The sequence below is a fragment of the Fibrobacter sp. genome, from assembly GCF_045131395.1.
In the GTDB taxonomy this organism is placed as follows: Bacteria; Fibrobacterota; Fibrobacteria; order Fibrobacterales; family Fibrobacteraceae; genus Fibrobacter.
This window is the reverse complement of sequence record NZ_JBGUQY010000004.1, coordinates 73,445-96,240: the sequence shown is the minus strand read 5'-3', so window position 1 is coordinate 96,240 and position 22,796 is coordinate 73,445. Positions and strand designations below refer to the sequence as shown.

The 22,796-nt window shown below is 50.3% G+C and carries 14 protein-coding genes; 10 read left to right on the top strand and 4 right to left on the bottom strand.

What is annotated here, in order from left to right; all coding sequences use genetic code 11:
- Nucleotides 1-70: 70 nt before the first annotated feature.
- The 4 genes from ACJMNB_RS02720 (at nucleotide 71) to ACJMNB_RS02705 (ending at nucleotide 5,672) form a co-directional block, all read left to right on the top strand.
- Entirely contained in the window at nucleotides 71-1,336 is a 1,266-nt protein-coding gene (locus tag ACJMNB_RS02720; RefSeq protein WP_405338744.1) for an FISUMP domain-containing protein, read from the top strand.
- 106 nt (nucleotides 1,337-1,442) lie between these two features.
- The gene (gene glyA / locus ACJMNB_RS02715) at nucleotides 1,443-2,726 is read left to right on the top strand and encodes a serine hydroxymethyltransferase (RefSeq protein WP_405338742.1); all 1,284 of its coding nucleotides are present in this window, start codon (nucleotides 1,443-1,445) and stop codon (nucleotides 2,724-2,726) included.
- Between the two features lie 267 nt (nucleotides 2,727-2,993).
- A complete protein-coding gene (locus tag ACJMNB_RS02710) occupies nucleotides 2,994-4,661 on the top strand; it encodes a carbohydrate-binding protein (RefSeq protein WP_405338740.1) in 1,668 nt (555 codons plus the stop codon).
- Nucleotides 4,662-4,841: 180 nt separating this feature from the next.
- A complete protein-coding gene (locus ACJMNB_RS02705; protein WP_405338738.1) occupies nucleotides 4,842-5,672 on the top strand; it encodes an ABC transporter ATP-binding protein in 831 nt (276 codons plus the stop codon).
- On the opposite strand, the gene ACJMNB_RS02700 is transcribed toward ACJMNB_RS02705, so the two are convergent.
- Nucleotides 5,669-7,573: a BamA/TamA family outer membrane protein gene (locus ACJMNB_RS02700; RefSeq protein WP_405338736.1), complete on the bottom strand. Its 1,905-nt coding sequence runs from the start codon at nucleotides 7,571-7,573 to the stop codon at nucleotides 5,669-5,671. The two genes, ACJMNB_RS02705 and ACJMNB_RS02700, sit on opposite strands and share 4 nt — an antisense overlap.
- Complete coding sequence (locus ACJMNB_RS02695; protein ID WP_405338734.1) at nucleotides 7,570-11,454, bottom strand: hypothetical protein; 3,885 nt, start codon at nucleotides 11,452-11,454, stop codon at nucleotides 7,570-7,572. The genes ACJMNB_RS02700 and ACJMNB_RS02695 overlap by 4 nt, the downstream gene beginning before the upstream one ends.
- A 244-nt stretch (nucleotides 11,455-11,698) precedes the next feature.
- On the opposite strand from ACJMNB_RS02695, the gene sbcD reads away from it, so the two are divergent.
- The 6 genes from sbcD (at nucleotide 11,699) to ACJMNB_RS02665 (ending at nucleotide 20,374) form a co-directional block, all read left to right on the top strand.
- Complete coding sequence (sbcD, locus tag ACJMNB_RS02690; RefSeq protein WP_405338732.1) at nucleotides 11,699-12,961, top strand: exonuclease subunit SbcD; 1,263 nt, start codon at nucleotides 11,699-11,701, stop codon at nucleotides 12,959-12,961.
- A gap of 2 nt (nucleotides 12,962-12,963) precedes the next feature.
- Nucleotides 12,964-16,089, top strand: a complete 3,126-nt coding sequence (locus ACJMNB_RS02685; RefSeq protein WP_405338730.1) for an AAA family ATPase — start codon at nucleotides 12,964-12,966, stop codon at nucleotides 16,087-16,089.
- A complete protein-coding gene (locus tag ACJMNB_RS02680; protein ID WP_405338728.1) occupies nucleotides 16,086-16,712 on the top strand; it encodes a hypothetical protein in 627 nt (208 codons plus the stop codon). Before ACJMNB_RS02685 ends, ACJMNB_RS02680 begins: the two co-directional genes overlap by 4 nt.
- Nucleotides 16,712-17,539, top strand: a complete 828-nt coding sequence (locus ACJMNB_RS02675) for a hypothetical protein (protein WP_405338727.1) — start codon at nucleotides 16,712-16,714, stop codon at nucleotides 17,537-17,539. The genes ACJMNB_RS02680 and ACJMNB_RS02675 overlap by 1 nt, the downstream gene beginning before the upstream one ends.
- 92 nt (nucleotides 17,540-17,631) lie before the next feature.
- Nucleotides 17,632-18,411, top strand: coding sequence for a hypothetical protein (locus tag ACJMNB_RS02670; RefSeq protein WP_405338725.1), 780 nt, complete (start codon nucleotides 17,632-17,634; stop codon nucleotides 18,409-18,411).
- 367 nt (nucleotides 18,412-18,778) lie between these two features.
- A complete protein-coding gene (locus tag ACJMNB_RS02665) occupies nucleotides 18,779-20,374 on the top strand; it encodes a right-handed parallel beta-helix repeat-containing protein (protein ID WP_405338723.1) in 1,596 nt (531 codons plus the stop codon).
- A 15-nt stretch (nucleotides 20,375-20,389) separates the two neighbouring features.
- On the opposite strand, the gene ACJMNB_RS02660 is transcribed toward ACJMNB_RS02665, so the two are convergent.
- Nucleotides 20,390-21,361 carry a hypothetical protein gene (locus ACJMNB_RS02660; RefSeq protein ID WP_405338721.1) on the bottom strand — a complete coding sequence of 324 codons (972 nt, stop codon included), beginning with the start codon at nucleotides 21,359-21,361 and terminating at the stop codon, nucleotides 20,390-20,392.
- Between the two features lie 419 nt (nucleotides 21,362-21,780).
- A complete protein-coding gene (locus ACJMNB_RS02655) occupies nucleotides 21,781-22,791 on the bottom strand; it encodes a helix-turn-helix transcriptional regulator (RefSeq protein WP_405338719.1) in 1,011 nt (336 codons plus the stop codon).
- Nucleotides 22,792-22,796 lie beyond the last annotated feature (5 nt).

Below are 22,796 nucleotides of genomic sequence, written 5' to 3'. Positions count from 1 at the left end.
AAAATATGCCTTGCCGTAAAATGCTATACTTTGCCCGAATAAATTGATTTGGGTTTCTTGGAGGTACTTTGTGAAAATTTTTAATTGCGCCATAGCCTTGTCCGTACTCCTGACCATGCTTGTCGCATGTGACGAAGGTTCGTCTTCTACGAGTGTCACCCTGAGCGAAGTCGAAGGGTCTAGTTCTTCGGTCGGTAGGGAAAAGTCTTCTTCGTCTGTAAAGTCAGGTGATGATACACAGAAGAGTTCTAGTAGCAAAAAAGGTAACTCGAGTAGTTCTAACGGTGAGGGAAACTCTTCGTCAAGTATAAATGATGCTCGTTCGAGTTCCAGTGGCTATGTGTTGCGGGATTCGCTTTGCTCGAGTGAATATGAGGGCGGAACAAAATACATTTCTCAATATAACATCAAATATCGTTGTATAGATGGTTACTGGGTTCTCCAGTCGAAAACTTGCACCAGTGAAAAAGAGGGCGTTGAAGCCTATATTTCGCAAGAAGAAAGTTGGTGTGTTTGCACGAATGGATTTTGGATTCCTGTATCATCCAGCTCTACAGAACCCTCTTCGAGTAGCAAGTATTACGATATGAGCCGACTTTTTGAAAATGAAAATGGTTATAGTTATGGGGAATTTACGGACCCCCGTGACGGTCAGGTGTATAAGACGATTCGCTATGAGCTTGGTTACGAGATCTTAGATTCCATAACCTTTTTTGCCCAAAATTTGAACTATGGCAAGATGATTACGGGGGGAACCCAGATGACCGATTCTACCAAGTTCTGCTACGATGATGACCCGTGGTATTGCGATAATGGTTTTGGCGGCCTTTACACCTGGGCTACGGTAATGAGTTTTCCTGCGGCATGTGATAGCTTTGCCATGGGTAGTACCAAATGTCCGGTAGAGTATGATTTGACAAAAAATCATGTTTTCCCAAATAAGTTCAATTATGTTTTCCACCAAGGAATCTGTCCTGAAGGTTGGCATGTGATGAGTCAGGAAGAATGGGCTATGGTGATGAAGGGTAGCGGGTCAAGAGATGGTGCAAGTTATTTGGGGGCTGTTTTGTGGGGCTCCAATCAGCGAGGATTCTCCCTTTTACCGGCGGGAACGCTTACAACGCAATGGGGTAATTCCCAAGAGAAATATATTGCGTATGAGAATATGAGGGAGTATACTGTCCATTGGATTCCTGGTGATTATAACGGCAGTCTGGTGAGAGATTCTGCGGCGTCATATGGAAATACTGTTTTGATTACTCGAGATCGTATGGATCGAACTACAGGTGCTAAAAAGGTCTATGGTCTTTCAGTCCGTTGCACAAAGGATTATTAATCCTTAGTTAACCATCCAAAAAGGGTTAATGCTTTCGTAGGAATGCGGTCGGGTTTTCAAATTTTTACTATATTTGGGCCGTACAAAATCTCCAAGGAGTAGCTCAATGCTCAAATCTACACTGCAACAGACCGATCCGGAAATCTACAACATCATCCAGGAAGAAGCCGAACGCCAGGAATATGGCATCGAACTCATCGCTTCCGAAAACTACACCTCCAAGGCCGTCATGGAAGCCATGGGCTCCGTGCTGACCAACAAGTACAGTGAAGGTTATGTGGGCAAGCGTTACTACGGTGGTAACGAAGTCATCGACAAGATGGAAGCCCTCGCCATTGAACGTTGCAAGAAGCTCTTTGGTTGCGACCACGTGAACATCCAGCCGCTGTCCGGTTCTCCGGCCAACGCCGCTGTTTACTTTGCCGTGCTCAAACCGGGTGACAAGGTCCTCGGCCTCAAGCTCGACCACGGTGGACACCTTTCTCACGGCCATCCGGTGAACTTCTCCGGCATGCTCTACAACTTCGTTCAGTACGAAGTCGACAAGGAAACTGGCCGTATCGACATGGACAAGGTCCGCGAAATCGCCCTCAAGGAAAAGCCGAAGATGATCCTCGCCGGCTTCTCTGCCTACAGCCGTAACCTCGACTGGAAGCGTTTCAAGGAAATCGCTGACGAAGTTGGCGCCCTCACCATGGCTGACATTTCTCACATTGCCGGTCTCGTTGCCGGTAAGGCTATCGACTCTCCGGTGCCGTACTTCGACATCGTGACCACCACCACCCACAAGACTCTCCGTGGCCCCCGTTCTGCTATCATCATGTGCAAGGACCGCACCATCCAGAAGATGGTCAAGGGTGAACTCAAGGATGTGTCCCTCGCCAAGGAAATTGACAAGGGCGTGTTCCCGGGCATGCAGGGTGGTCCGCACGACCACGTGAACGCCGGTAAGGCCGTTGCATTCCTCGAAGCTTTGCAGCCGGAATTCCAGACCTACGCCAAGAACGTCATCAAGAACGCTCAGGCCATGTGCGCCGAAATGCAGAAGCTCGGTTACAAGGTCATCAGCGATGGCACCGACAACCACCTCATCGTGGTGGACATGACCTCCAAGGGCGTTTCCGGTAAGGAAGCTGAAGTGGCCATGGAAAAGGTCGGCATCTCCTGCAGCCGTTCTACGATCCCGTTCGATCCGCGCAAGCCGATGGATCCGTCCGGTGTCCGTCTCGGTACTGCCGCCATCACGACTCGTGGCTTCGACGAAGAAGACACCCGCGAAGTGGCTCGCATCATCGACCGCGCCATCCAGGCCAAGGACGACGAAGCCGGTCTTGCCAAGATCCGCGAAGACATCGTGGCTCTCTGCAAGAAGCACCCGCTTTACAAATAAGACCGCTCGCGCCCAATCGTACTAAGTACGTACCCCGAGCGCTCGCTCTCGCAATCGCGACCCGTTAACACCGGGTCGCTTTTTGCTCACATAAGACCGCTCGCGCAATAAACGAGCGCGACTGTTAACAGAAATTTGCCCCGGCTTTTGCCGGGGTTTTCTTTATGTGCTGCTCGCATTCCTTATTGACATTTTGTCTATGATTCTTAAAACGGGCGGCTATTTTGGGGCCTAAAAAAGAGTATTTTACTCCGTAAGGAGTAAATTATGGAATGTTTCAAGGTTTCGCTTGCCGCGGCGTTTTCGCTCGTAGCCATTTCTGCTTTTGCTGGCCCTATTACCACCGTTCCGTGGAATGGTCACAAGGGCGCTGCCACTTTCACTTTTGACGATGGGCTTCATTCCCAGACGAGTAACCTGACCTTCTTGGACAATATGCCCGATGTGTCGGTGACGTTCTTCGTTTGCACGGGTACGATGGACTTTGCGACCAACTCGGAGCCCCATTTGAACTATGCAAAGAAGGGTCATGAAATCGGTAACCATACGGTCAATCACAAGGACTTGACCAAGGAAGGAAACCCCGCCTCGGAAATTAGCAATGCCACTTCAAAGCTGAGAAGCATGGGCTTGGAGGCCACCTCTTTGGCGACTCCGTATTGCGCCCAGAACGCAAACGTCAAGAACGCCATTAACCAGGAACACTTTATCAGCCGCGGTTGCGGTGGCTCGGGCCTTACGGGCTGGGACAACGAACCGGACTGGATGCAGATCGATTCCCACTACTGGCAGGGCTCTAGCAATGTGGCGACTTTCAAGGGAAGCCTCGACCAGGCAGCCGGTGGCAAGTGGCATGTGCAGCTGAACCACGGGGTATCTGGCAACTGGGATATCATTTCTGCGGCCGATATCAAGACGCTGATTGAATACGCCGTGCAGAAGGAACTCTGGGTGGCCAGTTTCTCGACGGTGGGCGCTTACCTGCGCGCTCATTTTACCATCGACAAGGCTACCGCTACGAATACCTCTACAGGATTTACGGTCAAGTGGACGTCCCCGCACGCCCACATGCCCAAGAGCGTGCCGCTGCGCGTAAAGATTCAGGGCGCCCAGGGTAAGACCGTGAGCCAGAAGGGTAAAGAAGTCAAGCCGAATTCCGATGGCACGTACACCATTGAATTCATGGCGCTGGAATTGGAAGTTTCTGGTGAACCCATCGAAGTCAAACCCTTCAAGGGCGCCATTGAAATTCCGGGAACTCTGGAAGCCGAAAACTATGACACTTACGCCTACAACGATGCAGACGGCAAGAGCGATGAAACGGGCTACCGCAGCGACGATGCCGGCATTGTGAAGGCGGGCAACGGTTACGCTCTCGGCTATACCACCGCAGACGATTATTTCGAATACACGCTGGACGTGAAGGCCGCCGGCAAGTACAAAGTGGTCATTAACGGTGCTACGGGAAATTCCACGGCATCTAGCGTGACGGTTTCTGTGGGCGACAAGAAGGTTCAGGCAGAAATTCCTTCCATGGGCAACTGGGAAACTTATTCCGAAGTCGAGGCAGGCGAATTGGAGCTGGTGGCTGGCAAGCAGACGCTCCGCCTCACCATCAACACGAATTACATCAATGTGGACTGGATCAAGTTTGAAAGCGAATCAGCGCCGCAATCTTCTGGCTCCGTTGAAGGGGAGTCTAGTTCTTCGACGACTGCGATTGCTCGGCCCCTCGCTTTCGAAAAGGGCGCTGCCGTGTTGCACTGTCAGGTGTTCGACATGAACGGTCATCAGATTAAGTCCATGAACGTGATGGCGGGCTCGGTAAGCGATGCCTGGAATAGCGTGAAGGCTGGCTTGATGAACGGCGTGTACATGATGCGCGTCGGCGAAGTTGGCCACAGTGATATGCGCATGGTCAAGGTTAAAAAATAACGGCTCTACTCTCTCTCATAAAGTGTGATATCGCCTCGGCTTTTCGCCGAGGCATTTTCTATAAAGACCGTTCGGCTCTGTCGCATAAACAAGAATGTGATATCGCCTCACTCTCGCAAATGTCCCCGGTTGACGCTCGGGGACTTTTTGCTCACAGAAGAACTTTCTATATTCTCATTTATGGCAATCATCAAAGTGCAAGATGTGACTTTCCGCTATCCGCGAGCCAGCGTAGATGCGCTGTCTTCGGTGAATCTCGAAATTCCCGAGGGTTCGTTCTTTGCATTGCTGGGCCCCAATGGTGCCGGAAAGACGACGCTTTTGCGACTCTTGTGCGGGCGTTTTGCGAAGTTTGCGGGGACGCTTGATATCGCTGAGAATTTGCGAGGCAAGAATGGTTTTCTCGACCCATGTGCTTGCGGAATTTTGCTGGAAAATCCGGGCGTTTACCCGAAGCTTTCGATTGCGGAATATGTGGATTATTTTGTGGGCTTTTATGCAGCGCACAACCCCGAGTGGAATGAATCCGCTGCCCGCGAGCGCATTGCCTTGCTAGCTCAAAAGCTGGAACTCCCGAGTCTTGATACGCGCATGGGCAAGCTTTCGCTAGGTAACCGTCAGAAGGTGCAATTGCTGCGTGCCATGGCGCCGTCTCCCAAGCTCTTGATTTTGGACGAACCGGTGGCAAACTTGGACCCCATGGCCCGCGAAGCCGTGTGGGCGCTTCTAGCCGACTGGCGCAAAAATGAGGGCGGTACTGCCATCGTGTGCTCCCACATTCTCGCCGAAATGGAAGAAGAAGCCACCGACTACGCCATCATTGACCGCGGACAAGTCCTGAAGAGCGGGCGAGTGGCCGATATCGCTGCGAGTTCCGCGACATTCAAGATTGACGCTCCTGTAGGAGTGTCGCTTGAACAAGTCCGCGACGCCCTTGCTGCTGCAGGAATCTCTGCAGAGGTCGCCCGCGCGCAGGCTGGTCTTTCGAAATTATACCGCGAAACGGTTTAGAATGTCTGCGACAGGTCGAAGGCGAATCTGCCCCAACCGAAGCTTTCCATGTTCCAGTTGTTCAAGTCCTTCTTGAACGCATAATCCAGACGGAATGTCAAGAACTGCCAGCGGTAACGGATACCGAAGCCAAAACTTTCCCGTTCTTTTTCGATGTATTTAGAGTTTTCGCTATCGGTGACTTTTGCCCAGTCGTAGAATTGCACGATTTGCCAGCGTTGCCAGGATTTCCACGGCAATGTCCAGCGGATTTCTTCGTTGAATCTGAAATAAAGCGGTGTGAGGCCGGTGTTGATGACGGTGTCGATGACATCGTTGCCGTCGCTGTCGGTGGTGTTTTCGTAGGTCGTATCGCTTGCAAAAATACTGCGGAATCTGTAACCGCGTACGGAACGTGTACCGCCCTGGTAAAAGATTCTGGCATCGTCTTCAAGAGCCTTTGCGAAGAACTTACCCACGCTTCCGCTAACGGCTCCGTTAAACGTCCAGAATAGGGGATGGTAAAGGTTGACGGTCATTTCACCGTAAGAGTAGGGGTCGCCCACCATGGTCAGGTTCTGGATGTTGGCTCTCCAGTTTGTGCCGGCACCCAATGTGGGGGCCAGTCGGATACCCGTTGTCGGATTGAAGTAGTCATCGGTGTAGTCGAACGTGAGGGCGGTTTCGCCTTTGATTTTGAAGAGCTTGTCTTCGTTCTTGTTCACGTATCGGGTATCGAATGTTCCGCGGAAACGGATATGCTTTGTAATGCCGAAGGTCAAGTCTGCACGGTTGATGATTTCGTAGCGTTCTTCGAGACTGTCTGGGTAGGCCGGCGGGTTGATTTTTTCATGGTTCAGCGTAAAGCGGTCTTCAAAGCGGATAGCCGTAGGAATAAAGCTGAAGGAGGTTCCGAACAGGAGCGGGTTTGCGTAACCGATAGATGCTTCCTGTTTGTGCTGGGCAATCTGGGCGCTGGTCGAAAATTCGTGGAGCCTTCCGAAGAAGTTCTTGTGCCTGGCCGAGGCCTGGGCGCCGAATCCATAAATTTCTTCAAAGAAGAACCCGTAGCGCATTTCGCCGGGTACGCGTTCGGTCACGTTCAGGTAAACGTCCGAAAGTCCGTCTTCCCGGAGGGAATCGCTCATCTTGATCTGGGTAAACAGCTGCGTGGAGAAAAGCTTGTTCCTGAAGGTGTTGTACTGGTTACCGTCAATGATTTCGCCTTCGGGAATTCGCCACAGGCTCGAAAGCCAAGCCGTATCCGTAAGCCCCGTTTCTGTAACGGCGATGTTGTGGTTCCGCTTGTCCTTGGTTCGGTGGCTATAAGAGACCATGTTGCCCATGACGACCTTTGCGCCGGGGTCGATGGTGATTTCCACATAGATTTTCTTTTGCGTGGTATCGATTCTTTCGATGGAAGAAAGGGTGGTGTGCAGGTATCCTTCGCGGCGGTATGCCTTTTGGATATCTTCCATGTCTTCGGCGATGTCTTCTTGGTTGTAGAGGTGGTCTTGGGCGATGTTTAACTTGGATACGTCGATTTCAACCTTGCGGTCTTCGGGTACAATCAGCTTTGCGCCGTTAAATCGGTAACGCTCGCCGTCGCGAATGGTAATGTAGTAGCCGCGAATGCAACTGTCCTGGGCGACATAGTTACGCTGGATGTCCATGGTAAGGCTGAGGCTGTAGTAACCGCGGGAGTAGTAAAGGGCCTTGATGTTTTCAAGGGAAAGGCGCATCATGAAGTCTTGCTTGGTGGTATCCATTTTACCGAATTCTTCGGGAATGTCAAGCTGTTCTTCTAGCTGGTAATTCGAAAACGCCTTGTTGCCCTTGATGTCCAGGTACCAAGGGTGTTTGTCTTCTTCGGCAAAGCTAAAGAAGGTCAGGGCTAAAAGAAGGAGTAGGATCTTTTTCATTTAGAATCCTCCTTTTGCTTTAAAGACGGCGCAATGGATTCGCATCGTCCAATGCCCAGTAGACAGGGGTTCCAGAATCGGTACACATAGTTGACACCGATGTTCTTTTCTAGACGGTCGTTGCTTCCGGCCCCAGTGCTGGTCAAGTATTGCTTAGATGTCAGCATGCCGTTCAGGTACAGGGTGGGCGACAGGTGGTTCTCATGAGAGTAGACGTCTTCCTGGAATACCGGCAACGTGTAGTTGACGCCGAACTGGAAGGATTGATCGTAGGTGGGGCTTTCGCTCTGGTCCTGGGTGTAGCCGAAAATCAAGCTCAGGTTCTTTACCCAGCGGTCCAGGGAAATCGGGATCTTGAAATAGCTGGAATCCTTGTCGCTGGTCGTGTTGTTGTCAAAGAACATCACCTTCATGTCGATATCGCCGATGTAGTCGCCGCCCAGGGTCTTGTTTGCCGTTGTGGTAATCACCTTTCCGATGGCCTTGCCGGCAATTTTGTTCCAGTCTGCTTCTTCGCCATTGTCTTCTGCGATACATCCGAGCAAAATGTTGTAGTAAATGGCTGCGGTAGAAGCTTCTGTACCGCAGTTAGACGACGGTTTGGCTTGCAGGTTCGAAATGGTTCCTTGCAAGTCCAGGTTGATGGGGCAGGTTTCTTTGTCCGTTTCGTTGGTTTCGGAGCAGTAGGGGAGTTCCTGGCTGCTGGTGACGTCTACGGTTCCCTTTTGCCACGGAACGTCGTTCCATGAAATCATGAAGGAATTGAGTTCGAATTCGTAAATGTCCTTGACACCGATAAAGCCCGTGTTGGTGTTGGTAATGTCTCCGCGTAAAAGCGGCCTTGCGGTGTTGCCCAGCACCCTGATGTCTACGGTGAAGGGGAAGGTGGCAAACGGCGTCACGATAGCGACGGAGTCCATCTGCGAATCGCTGATGTGCATGGAAAGGTTGATGGGGCTTGATGCCGAAAGCTTTTCTTCCTGGTTTCCGCTCTTGCGCAACTTGGCCACAAAGTTGTTGAACATGGTCAGGTACTTGTCGAGAGCTGTTGGCGTCACGTCGATATCCACTTCTCTGTAGAATACCATCTTGTCGATAGAAATATCGCCCGTAATGGTGTTGTTCTTGATGATACCTTCTTGACTGTGGGGAATGCTGAAGCCGATGTTTCCGCGGGCAATGGCTTCGGCCTCTCCGTAGAGGGAATTGTTGAACTTGTACGAAATCTTGGGAATGTTGGCGGTAATCAGCAGTTCCTCTTCGCTGTCGGTCATGGTACTGTTGATGTCTTCGAGCACAAGGTAATGGGAGGCGGTCTTGATGGAATACCTGTCCGAATGCACGTTGATGGAATCCAACCTCATGCTGTCGAGGTTGAACTGCAACGTACCCGAAATAACTTCATCGTTTTCGTTTCGGGTCCTGCCTTCGTAAATGTTGAGTAAGCCGTTTTCTATATGGCCGCGCATGTAAATGGGGAACTGCACCTTGGTCTTGGGCGGTTCGTAAATGGTAGAATCAAGGCTGATGTCTGCAGTTATGCCGGTAAGGCCCTTCCTAAGTTCTGCGGAAATGTCGATGTGCAGGTCGGTGTTCTTGATTTCGCTGACGGTCTTGGGAATGTACCAGGAACCGTTGGCGTCTACAGTTCCCTTGAACACGAAGTCATTGTCGATAAAGCCCTCGGCCCAGAGTGTGCCGCCGTTGTCGCTACCGTGAGAGAAGCTGACATGTCGCTTGTCGCTAAAGACGTTGTCGATAATGATCTGGGTGTTGCCGGTCCAGCCACCGCCGCCGATGTCCAAATAGGAGTTCAGCTCGATCTTGTCGTTTTCGGCAAAGATGTTCAGCTTGCGGATGTTGAACAGGTCCGGCGGAATCTTTCGGAAATTGATGTCGGTAAAGTTCAGGTTTCCGATAAGCTTGTTGCCCTGGTTGTAGGTCAGGTCGCCGTTCAGCATACCCGAGGTCAGAGTACTATCGTTAAAGCCTTCTAGCAAAAGGGGAATGCTGAATTCATGGGACGAGATGTTGGCGTACAGGACTTGTATCGGCAAGAAGGTGGTGGGCTTGAAGTCTGGGTTGGAGTCGTTGGGCAAGATGAATACGGTGGCGGCGGTTACGGAGTTCTTGTTGTGGATCGCCTTAAAGTTGTCGATGAACATGGTATCGCCGTCTGCGCGGATCGATGTCTCCAGGTTCACGTTGAAGGCGTCCATGCCGCCATCTACGGCAAGGTCCAGTTTTCCGACGCGGTTGTCGAAGTCGTGGTGCCATTCTCCGCTCACCATTCCGCGGATGTTTCTACCGAGCTTGATGTCCGAGAAGGGGATGGTCTCGAAGATAACCTTGTCCGCTTCTACATCGAGGGCGATGGTATCGCCGATATGGATGTAGGCCGAAGCCTTGCCGCCGTGTTGCTGTCTGACATTCCACGAGGTATGGGGGTGCTCGTCGTTCCATTTCACGTCGCCGTCAAAATCGAAGGTCTCGTTGGGAGTGTAGATGGTGCCGTTGGAGAAATCGATACCCTTGCTGTTGATGGCCAGCATGACTTGCAGGGAGTCGGCGGTAATGTGGTAGGCGTTGATGATGGAATTGATCTTGGCGAGAATCTTGAGGGAACGTCCGTCAAAAGATCCGTAGGCTTTAGAACGGGCGCCCAGGGTCAGGTTGCCCTGAGTCCAGTCTAGGGCCCATGGTTCGTAAGGCGAAATGTCTCCGGTAAAGGTGAGGGAGAGGGAATCCTTGAAGTTGATGTTGGCGTCCACCAAGGTGCCTTGCCTTGTTTCGACAGAAACGGTGAGCTCCTTGTCGTAGAGTTCGCCCGATCTGATTTCCATGTCAAGCGGCATCATCTGGGGACCGAACTGGGCGCTCATGTGCTTTACGCGGCCGCTAAAGAAGGCGTTCATTTCTTTGTCCAGGGTTCCGTTGAGCTGGATGCTTCCGCCTTCGTCGTTTTGCAGCAAGACATCGGCTTCGATGTTGTTCATGTCGCCGGAAAGGTCCACGGTCACATTTTCGGCCAGGAGCGGCCAGAAGGCTCCTACGCGGGTCTTGATGTGGGCGTTATAGGTGGTGCGGTTCTTTTGCAAGTCGATATTGGCATTGGCGCTCACCTTGACCTTTCCGATTGTGGGGACGGCGGCGGGGAGCTCAGCCGGAATCCAGTCTTTTGGATTGTCGATGGTCAGGTCTGTTTTGGTCTTGATGCGTCCCAGGTTGTTTTTGGGGGCTTCCACGTTCAAGACCACGGAATCCTTAGGTGTCTTGACTTTGCCGGATACCTTGATAATGTCGTTGCTGAAGTCGGCGTCGAGCTTGAAGTTGGCCGGTGTCGAAATGTAGTCGCCGCTGATATTGTTCGCCCTGACCGAGAGGGCTCTTTCTCCGCGGTTTTCTAGATGCACGTTGCTGGCTTGCCATCTCTTGCCATCTGAAAGGGCCACCCGGGCTTCCTTGACGTCAACCTGTACGGGTAGCGGGAATTTCAGCTTTTCCGGGAACTGGGGAATTTCTCCGGATTTCTTCTCCGTGGTGCTTTCTTCTGGAATCTTGATCTCGGCAATGACCGAATCCGATTGCAGGTTGATACCCTTGGGTTCTCCCAACAAGGTTATCTCGAGATTGGGATTTGCGACTTTCAGGTCGGTGCCTTCGAGGGAAACCCGAATGGAGTCGAAGTGATGGGTGAGAAGGTCGTCCATCCTGTGGCCATAGGGGCTAATGGTTATCCCTGCAATGGTATGCGGTGTGGACAGGAACCGTTCCAAAAGTGCATGCAGAGACCAGACGCCAAGGGCAATGGCGCCAACAACAGCCGTGGCGAAGGCGGCTGTTCCAAAAAATGTCGTCGGTCTCTTGATCAACTTGCCCATAATTATAGAAAATACGCGGATTCTAGTCTGGAAAATTTTTGAAAATAAACGTGTAATTCGTTGTCTGTCAACGACTTAAGCCGTTTTCTGTATGACGGTGTTTGACGACGGAATTGTGGATGTGTCCCTATGAAAGTGAAAGGTATGTTTTAGTGAACGTTTGTGTATGTAATTTGTATTTTTTTAAAGGGGTGATTTTTTGATTTGACATTTAGTGTCAAGTTTGCGATAGTATATTTGGAATATGAAATTGATACACACCGCCGACTGGCATTTAGGCAATTCGATGCACGACATCGATAGGTTAGAAGAATCCAAACTGTTCCTGAATTGGCTCAAGGAACGTATTGTAGAATTTGGGGCGGAATGCCTTGTGGTGGCGGGCGATATTTTCGATACGACGAACCCCTCTGTGGAGGCTCGCCGCCTTTATTTCCGTTTTTTGGCCTCTTTGCTGGATACCTGCTGTAAAAATATCGTGTTGGTGGGCGGTAACCATGATTCTGGCGCCTTGCTGGATGCCCCGCGGGATTTGCTGGAGGCTCTCAATATCCAGATGGTGGGCTCCCTTGGAGACCGCCCGGTCGAAGAACTGGTCAAGGAATTGAAGGACAGCTCGGGCAATGTGGTTGGTGTCTGTGCCGCCGTCCCTTACGTGCGCGAAATGGAGTTGCGCCGCTTCAAGACCGAAGACAATGGTGATTTTGCCCAAAATACGTTCAAGGGGCTTTATAATACGGTTTACGAGGCTGCCGAAAAGGTTCGCGGCGGTCGATCGGTTCCGCTTCTGGCTACGGGCCACCTGTATGCGGCCCAGCTGGAAGGCCGCCCCGATAACGATAACGGTAGCGATGCCAGGGAACACGGCATGCGGGACATTGTGGGCAATCTGGGTACCATTCCGGTGTCGGTTTTTCCGGAGGGTTTTGACTACGTGGCCCTGGGGCATATCCATTATACCACCATGGTGGCTAAAAATCCGAAGGTCCGTTATTCCGGATCCCCCTTTGTGCTGGGGTTTGATGAGGCCGAAAGGGCTCACCACGTTTTGCTGGTGGATTTGCAGCCGGGCGTGGCCCCTGCCGTAGAAAAACTGGAAACGCCACAGTATTACAGCTTTAAGCGGGTTTCGGGTCCCATTGATGGCATAAAGGAACAACTGAAACTTTTAAAGAAAAATCCTACGGAAAAGCCCCTTAAAATTGAAATTGTCTACGACTATACTTCGGGCGTAAACGTTCACGAGGCCCTTTCTGGCGTGCTCGAAAATGCTGCCTTTGAGGTGGTGAGCTGGAAGGTGAATCGTGCCGCCTCTTTGGGGGCTGAAAGTTTCTCGGATGAAACCCTCGAATCGGTGGATGTCTTGGATGACGAAGAAATCTTTAGGCGTCTTTTGATGAGCAAACTCGGTGTAACCGAAATGAATGATGACATCAAGAAGGACTTCGAAAATTATCTCCCGCTATTTAGGCAGGTTGTTGAAGAAGTAAAAGGCGAGGAGGCGTAAGCATGAAGATTTTGAAAGTCGAATTCGAAAATATCAATAGCCTTGCCGGTGAATGGTGTATCGATTTTACGGATCCTTCCTATAGCGAGTTGGACCATAGCCTTTTTGTCATTAGCGGAAAGACGGGTATGGGTAAGACCAGTATCCTCGACGCGATTACGTTGGCCCTTTACGGGGCGACGCCTCGCCAGGGCTTGGTCTATAACGGCAATGACGGCAATGCGGTGATGACATCGGATAAGGGGAACTGCTTTGCGCGGGTGACGTACCGCTGTAAAAAGGGAACCTTTGTTTCGGAATGGAACCAGCGTCGTGCCCATGACAAGGCGAACGGAAACTTGCAACCGGCTCAGGGCGAAATCTATCCCGTAGACAATCCGCAACAGAAGCTGTTCAGCGGAAGGACGGGGGCGAACGGTGAACTGGGTAAGGCCAATGCCGAAATAATTCAGTTGGATTATTCCCAGTTCTGTCGCTCCATTATGCTGGCTCAAGGAGAATTCAGCAAGTTCTTGATGAGTAACGAAAGGGAACGTGCCGACATCCTTGAAAAACTGAATGGAACGGAAAGGTATCGCCGCATCGGAAAAAAGGTGGGGGACCACAGGAGCGAAGCCAGGTCCGCAAAGGATAGTGCGCAGACCGCATTTGACACGTTGAATAGCGCCATGCCCAAGGCAGAAGAAATCGCTGCCGACGAGGCCTTGCTGGCTGAATTTGCAGAAAAGGAAAAGGGCTTTTCTGCAAAAAGGCTGGAACTGGAATCGAAAATTACCTGGCGAAATTCCTTGGATAACGCCCTGGATCGTATGAATAGGGTCGAAGGGGAACTGGCCAAGGCAAAACAGGGTAAGTCGGACTTTGCCGAAAGCGAAATTTATCTTGCCCGTGCCGAGAAGGCCAGGGAATGCGTGTCCCTTTATACGGAATTGAAGGGTCTTCGCGACCGCAAAGCTGCCGACGAAAATGTCTTGAAGCGGCTGCAGGCATGCCTTCCTGATGCTTCGGAAAAAATGAATAAGGCTACCGCCCAAAAGAAAATAGCCGAAGAAGAAAAGGCGGCGGCGGAGCAGTTCATTGCAGAAAATGAACCGGTTTGGAATGAAATCCGCAAGTTGGATGAAAACCTGAAAAGCTCGCAGAAGCTTGTGGCAGACGCCAAGATGCGCAAGGAAAAAGCGGCGCAGGAATTGGCCAGTGCCGAAGGTGAATTCAAGAAGGCTAAAAACGATATCCTCACGCTGGAACCGAAAGTCGGTGAACTTAAGGCGATTCAAGAAGCGAACGCCAAGGATGTAGAGCTGCGCGGGATTATTCCCCAGAGCGAAACCCTTGCAAGGCAAATTCGTGATTTTGAAGGACAAATTCTTGATGCGGAAAAGGCTAAAAATGCGGCAATCAAGGATTATGAAAAGGCCGAAGATGTTTTCAAGTTGCAGTCCGAAGCCAAGCAGGGACTGCTCCTGGAACAGCAGAAGTTGTTTGAAAATGATGTATTGGTGCTTGCCGATGTCATTCAGAAACATCTGGTAGAAGGCGCTCCTTGCCCGGTATGTGGCTCCAGGGAACATCCGGCTTGCAAGCAATCGGAAAATGTTTCGGTAAATGAATCCGGTGCCGTGAATGTGGCCGAAAAAATCCGCGAACTCAACGGTAGAATGCAGAAAGTGGATTCCGCCTTGAATCAGTGCGAAATCGCAAAGACTCGCGCCAAGACCGCAGAAAATGCGGCCACTGAAGCGATCGGTTCCCTGACCGATCAAAAGCGTGATGCCGTCAATCAGATTGCCGAATTGTGGAAGCCTTGGGCGGAATTCAGCCTTGATACGGCCTCGGCGGTTTTGAATGAACTGCGTCAGCGCTTGCAGACTTTTGAAAGGAATCAGTTTGATTTGGAATCGCTTATGAGCAAGCTGGATCTTGCCCATAACAACGAAACCCTTTATAACGACAAAGTGGCTCAGGCTAAGGCGAATCTGGATGCCGAAACCGAGGCGTTTGACAAGGCTTTCTCGGATTTGCAAAAGATGGCTCTCGCACGAAGGGAAAAGTTCGGCGACAAGAATGTAGATGCCGAATGGACCGCGGCGAATGGCAAGAAAAATACGGCGGTGACTGCCTATGAAACCGCCGGCAATGCTCTCCGTGTTGCAGAAAACGCCTGCAACGAGCTCAAGACGAAAATCGACTCTCTTACGGAATCCCTCGCGAAGACTGCAGAAGGAATGAAATCTGCGTCTGCCAATTTTGAAAATGCCCTCAAGGCAAAAGAATTTGCGGGCGAGGCTGATTACTTGTCTGCATCTATGCCGGAGGCTGAATTTGCCAGGCTGCAGGCTCAAAAGAAACTGGTGGACGAATCTCTTGCTTCGGCGACCCGCTTGCGCCAGGAAGCCCTTGACAGTCTTGAGAAAATCAAGTCGGAACGTTCCGACGATACACCGCTCCAGACGCTCCTTGATGAAAAGAAAAAGCTGGAAGATGACTTGACTGCTTGGCAGCAGAAAGCCGGTGCCGCCCAGGCCAATGTCAAGAGCTATAAGCAGAACCAGGCTCAGTTGCAGTTGCTGGAAAAGGACCTTGATACCAAGAAGGCAGCATTGGCCCGCTGGGATGTAATGGCCGACTTCTTCGGGGTCAAGGACGGCAGCGATTTTGCCACCTTCGTGCAGGGGCTGACATTCAAGTCGTTGCTTAAGTTGGCGAACAGGCACTTGGCGATTATCAAGGATCGCTTTAGGCTGGTGGCGAAGGGTAACCTGGGCTTTGAGGTGGAAGATGCGGAATTTGACCATAATCGCGGAATTTCGAACCTTTCCGGTGGCGAAAAGTTCCTGGTAAGTCTTTCCCTGGCGCTTGGAATTGCCGATTTTGCCAGCCGCAATGTCCGCGTGGAATCCTTGTTCATGGACGAGGGCTTTGGTACTTTGGACGACGTAACCTTGGAAGATGTGATGAATTGCCTCAGGAGCCAGCAACGGGAGGGCAAAATGCTTGGAATCATTACCCACGTGGAGTCGGTGGTGAATAGCATTAGCCAAAAAATTGAGCTGGAGGCGGCCCAGCATGGCCATAGTCTCATTAAGGGCCCCGGCGTAAGCCCAAAAAATGTACATTGTCTTATATGAGAAAACTTTATTCTAAAATTCTTGTTTCCTTGATCGCTTCCCTAGGGCTGTTCTGTGGCTGTGGCGAGGTTGATGATGCGCCGCCCACTTACAGCCAGAAGTGTGGAGACGTGGCGGAGTTTGAAGGCTTTCAAGCAAGCTTTGGAAGTTACAAAGAAGGCAAGACGATTCCGTTCAAGCATTCGGACGGTTACCTGTTTTCTTTAACGGTTGTCAGTAAGGATAAGTACATTGAGGAAACCAGCTGCTTAAGGTGTATGTACACGTTGCTGGAATCGGCCTATCCCATCTATTCCATTTCGGTCTCTGCAGTTGCCCCCTCCTTCTACTTTGATGAAAAGGACAAGTTGAATCGTGATGCGGTGGATGTCCGTTTCGGACAGTACCTCTTTACCCTCAAGAACCCCATTGCGCTTGGAGAATCTGACTCGTCCTATATCGATACCCTGGAAGTCAACGGAGTCACCTATACAGGTGTTGCCGTAAGCAACGGTGTTTTGCAGAATGGTTCTCAAGGTAAGAGTGTCCCGACAGACGCCAAGCTCTATTACCAGGAAAAGAAAGGTATTTTGAAAATCGAATTGGAAGACGGTAGTTACATCGCTATCAATGAGGAGGACTAATGATGAAAAAACTGATTCTCCTTGCAGCTGGAGCGCTTCTTTGGGCCTGCGGCGGTGACAGCAGTAGCGAAGTCTACAAGATCGAGCCTGTTGGTGGCGTCCAGGTTTTATTGAATGGTAAAAAAGGTTTCAGCAAGGATTCTGTCATCTACCTGGCGGATTCCGTCAAGTTTGTGGATAAATTGAACCAGTCTGCCGATTTCGGTAAAGAGGACCATCCTAAGCTGGTATACTCCGCCAAGGCGCTGGCGTCTGCCATAGATATCGAGCTGCAGACGCTTCTCAATGATGACGATGGTTCCATTGTGGTTTCGTGCCACCCGAGCCATGACCGAAAAATCTATTTCAACGAACCGGTGTTCCCGGCGACGCAAGACGGCTACACGTTGACAATGGAGGATTCCCTCAAGGTCGGCGATTCCACGTATTACGATGTCCTGAAGTTTGATGCGTCAAAAAACGATTCCAACTTTTGTAGCGTTTCTGCGTTCTATTACGGAATCCATGATGGCCTTGTCAAGGTCGTAAGCAAGAACGGCGTTGAATTGAACCGCGTTTCTGCGAAGGTATACAAAGATGCCGAAAAACGCAGGGAGAAGGAACGGGCTATTGCCGACTCCATCGCCCAGGCTGTTGCGGATTCCATTGCACAGGCGGTTGCTGATTCTATCCTCAAGGCGAATACGGCGGCCCAAGAAGGTGACGACGACGACCCGCAAATTGAAATTCCCCAGGACGTCCAGGACCTGGTGGACTCCATTGCGGAATGCATCAAGAGGGCCTATTCATCCGGCTCCCTTTCTGCGCTCAAGGAATGCGGAATCTAGTATTTTATTAGCGGGCTCTCCATTAACGATTCGTTAATTCGGGGAGCCTGTTTTTTATATATTAGGGGTAACCCCATTGGGGAGGGAGGAATATGAAGAAGAAAATATGGACTGCGCTTGGGGCGCTGTTTTGTCTTGTAATTCTATTTTCGGCTTGCTCTGATGACAAATCGAGCTCGCCTTCGGCTGTCAGCGAAGATCCTGGGATTATAACGTCCGACTCGAAATCTTCGTCAAGTGCTGGTGAAATTCCTGCATCAAGTGCGAGTCCGCAGTCTAGTGCGGGCGCAATCCCGCAGTCAGGTGAATCTCAGAAATCCTCTTCGTCATTTGCTTATCCATGGGCGGATGCTTACTCGTCTGATGGCGTCTACTATAATCCTGGAGCCTGTTGTCCAGATACGGTCTACATAGAAAACGGTAATGTTGTAAGAACTCATACACGGGAGTCGGGAGTGTGCCCCCCGCCAAGTGTTATAATGATTTCTTGTGAGCCGCCTGTTCAAGTAGACTTGGATTCTACTAGGGAGGCCGAAACAAGGACTAATAAGAAAGTTCCGACCATTACGATTTACGAATGTCTGGCGCGGACAGAGGTGTTGTTGAAAAAGGGGGCGGATAGTCTCAAAAAGGCCCTTCCGATTGAAGGTGGTGACGGTTCTGTTCAAATTGAGTATTGGCAAGATAAATATTGTGGCGCCAATGCCAATTTGTCGTTTGAACGTTCTGGCGATACGTTATCTGTGAATTTGGCGGAATCCCAATTGTCGGCGGATTGCAATTTGCATTGCAGGTCCCGAATAGATATTCCTGACTCATTGCAAAATTTCTCGTATTTCAGTTTTGAAGGCTATACTTACGAACTTTGGTAAATTTATCTAGTTAGTGTGAAAAACGTGATTTTGAAGTAGTTCTAGAGGCGTAGCTTTCGTGCAAGAATTTTCATTTTGACAGCCGAAGCATGACTTCAGCGATACAAAAGGGCCTGACTAGCTTCCTAGGTTGGCTCTGTCAAGTCAATTCATACATATATTCCGGTATAGCAAAGTTTTTTCATTTCGTAAGCCCCCGGAAGCTGTTTTTCGGCGTCCTGAACACTGTTTTTTGGCTGTTTTGGGCGATCCATCTATCGCAGCAGGTTCGCAGCCATACGGCATAACTTGACAGAGCCTTTTGTGGAAAAATGTCAAGTAATCATTGCGAAAAAGAGTATATTACAAGCATATACTTGAGGTGTTTATGGATAAGAGGTTCACTTTCGCGTTTGCGCTTGCCTTGGCGGCACAGGCGTTCGGTGCCGTGTACTACGTAGCGACCGACGGAAGCGACAGTGCTGCGGGTACAAAGGACAAGCCCTTCGCGACGCTCAACAAGGCGAATGCCGTAGTGCATGCGGGTGATACCGTCTGGATCCGCGGCGGCATCTACGACCTGAAAGATACCGTCTATGTCCCGAGATACAAGATGACTGCTGCCATCCATTTGACGGCAAGCGGCGAAAGCGACGACAACCGCATTCATTACTTTGCCTATCCGGGTGAGCGTCCGATTTTTGATGCGACCAATCTCCCGGTTGGAATTGCATATAGCCATGACGGCTCCATCGACAGCATCCTGTATACATCGCCTATCGTAGTCGAGGCGAAATACCTGCACCTGAAGGGCTTCGAGGTTCGCAACACTCCCATGGTGCACAACTCAAACTCCGGCGTTTTTGTCTTTGTGAGCAAGCACATCATCTTGGAGCAGATTGAAAGCCACCACAATGCGGGCCCGGGATTCTTTGTGCACGATGGCGCATCGGGCGGCGGTGGGCATCTCTTTTTGAACTGCGACTCCCACGACAACTATGACCCTACAGGACGCCAGGGCGATGGCGAGAATGCCGACGGTTTTGGCGTGCATTATCAGTTCGATGGCGACACCACCAAGTTCTACGGATGCCGCGCCTGGTGGAACAGCGACGACGGCTTTGATGTACTTGCCCAGGAATTTCCCGTAGTCGTAGAAAACAGTTACGCCATGGGGAACGGCTATATCCATTACGGGACAAGCAAACCGCCTAACGTGAATGGCAATGGGTTCAAGATGGGATACAGCCGAAATGACAAGGGACGACACACTATCAGGAATTGCGTCGCCTGGAACAACGTGGCCTCCGGATTCTATGCGAACTACACTAGTGTCGGTAGCACCTGGACAAACAACACTGCTTACAATAACGGAGACCGAGCCTACACCATGGCGTCGACACTTTACGCTGAAGATGAACGGACTCGCATTGCCGAAGTGGTCCCGTTGACGGGCGACAAGGCGCACGTACTCAAGAACAACATCGCCTTCCCGAACAAGGTTTCGCAAATCGGAACGTGCTGGGAGAAAATTTCGAGCCAGAATATCGACCATTATGTGGATTGTCCGGCGGGCGAAAATAACACCTGGAATCTTGATTTGGACTTGACGGAAGATGACTTTGTGAGTCTCGATGACCCGAGCATGACCGTGACCGGCAAGGACCTCTCTACAATTCCGGGAATGCTTGGCCCACGCAATGCTGATGGTAGTTTGCCCTATGTAGATTTCTTGAAACTCAAGAAGGGGAGCCGCGCCATCGACAAGGGCGAAGATCTCGGATTCCCGTTTGTGGGCGATGCGCCCGACCTCGGCGCGTTTGAATACGGTCTTTCGAGCAGATCCTTCGCCGAATCATCTTCTGGAACGGCCCGCATCGTGCCACAAAAGACACCTGATGGCGTGACGCCCGCCCGCAAGGGCTTTCGCGACCTCAAGGGCCGCCACTATGAGAAACTAATCCACTATCGCGTGATGTTCTAGTTTTCCGCACACAAACTAAAGGAGCGTCAGGAGCCATTCCTCGATGAAATGGCTTTCGAGTTCGTGGGCGTATTCGTTCGGGTGCCAGTTGTGCTCGTGCACCCATTGCTGTTTAAGGATTTCCGTTTTCTCTGCGTCGGGAGTCGGGTTCCTGGAACTGGAGCGCAGCATCGTAATACCGTTCACGCCGCCATCCAGGTCAAGGTAGGGCAATTCCCACTTGATGGCTATCTGTTCTGTCGCCTCGGGGTAATCCTCGGTATCGCAACCATTCGAAACGATAATCCCGATCTTTGCCTTCGGGTAGTTCTTCGTCAGGTAATCGAGTGCCACGTTGAATGCCCCGTAGAATGTAGTCGGGTCCATGTCATCTATGTTCCCGATAGGAATGCGGTTGTGCGAGTCATTGATTCCGTAATAGATGGTAATGATGTCGGCGTCCGAAAAATTCGTCCGGTACATGATTCCGTTTTCCGGCTTGGTGAAGCCATAGGTATCGTAATAGCAGATGGTGGTTCCGCCCGCGGAGATATTACGCACGTCGCAGCCGGTCCGGTTTCCGATCAGGTAAGAGTATACGGGAGGCTTCCCGGCGTATTTTCCTTCCTTGATGGTGGGCTTGGGGTCGAGTCCTTCGAAATCGCCCGCACTGAAACTGTCGCCGACAACATACCAGACAACGCCTTCCAGACTTTTGCTACTGCTGCTCACAACGGGCGATTCGCTTGAACTGCTCGATTCAACGGACTCGACAAGTTCGCTAGAACTATTTGGCTCAATTGAACTGCTGGATTCCTCTACCGAAGACGAACTGCCCCAATTGGAATCATCGCTGCTTGATAACAGGAATTCCTCGGAAGAGGAATGCGTACCCGTATCCTCGGCGGAAGCGACCGGACCTTCGCTGGACGAATTGTCTCCACACGAAGCCAAGCAGAAAAGGCCTATTGCCAATGTAACGATTGCATGATGTCTCGTAAAGTTCATTTTTTTACCTTGCTAACCCACTCCGAAGGGCCTTATGTACACATAAATGCAATTTTTGTGGGGCTCTGTCAAGCCTTTTTATATGGCTGCGGTAAGTTTTCCAAAAAACTGCGGTTCTGCTGCGGTTTTAGCCTCGGCTCTGTCAAGTCTGGTCGTACGGCTATTTTTTGGCTGTGGTTATGCTGCGGCGCCGAAACCTAAAAACTACCTAAATATGGCGATTTTGAAGTGAAAATGCAGTTTTCTAGGGGCTTACAAATCAAGAAAAGTTTGCTAGCACCTACTTTTTATACGGATTGGCTTGACAGAGCCGGAAAGTCATGGCACTTTTGCACCACAGTTTGATAGACATTCGTAAATGATGTTTGAAGAGTTAATTTCGTTTGAGAATTTAATCCCATCAGTTTGGGAAACAGACCTTACCCATACTTTTCCGCAATCTCCAGCCCTATTTTCAGGAGTTCCTTTCGCAAATGTTCCGGTTTTATAACTGTAACCCCATTTTCGGTATGAAAAAGCAGCCACTGTTTCAGTTGGAGGGTTACGTTTACATGCATTGTGACATGTAGAAATTTCTTTCCTTCCCTGATGCGCATAGATGAATGGAAGGGATTATCCTCAACAAAATCTCTTTTCCCGAGAGGAAATGTAAGATGAATTTTTTCAACGCAGTTATCCTGTTTGTTGAACAAAGAGAAATCTTTTACCATGCTCTCTAGAACAATTCTGGTTTCAGGATTTTCTACAAAGGGAACTTTTGTCGGTTCAACCGAAATAATTCGATTCAACTTGATTGTATAAACAGCCCTAGGATCATTGCGACGAACGCAAGCAATATAAATCTCTCCCTGAAACATCGCAATTCCAACGGGAATACGATTCCCTTTTTTCGTCTCACCGCCAGATGTTTTGTAAAGCGTTGATAATTCATGTCGATTGCGAAGCGCCAATAAAATGGTATGCAACTTCTCCCCAGCCTCATCATCGATTTTCCGATAGCCACCTACAAAGAAAACCCTGGAATGAATATCCTTATAAGCATCTTTCAATTTATCCTGTTCTAATCGAGGAAGATTACTCTGAATCTTATCCACAAGTTCCTCAATAAGATCTGCGGTGCCTGGGTAAATATTAGCAATATTTTGCAAAAAAACGAACTGAAACATCACATCTTCAAAATTCGGCAATGACAGCTTATCAAGAACATTCAATCCTGTTCGATACGTTTTGCGAGTACCATGGCCATCGCACACAACCAAATTACCTGGCAAAGTCATCAACGAAACCATATCGCGTTGAACATTACGACGTTGCGTTTTGGGAAGGTCTATCGCCTGCAATAGTTCAGTAATCGTAAACGCCTTCTTCGGACGTTTCAATAATTCCACCAACAGTTGGATGATTCGTTCATTCTTTTGAATATCTGCCATAGGTA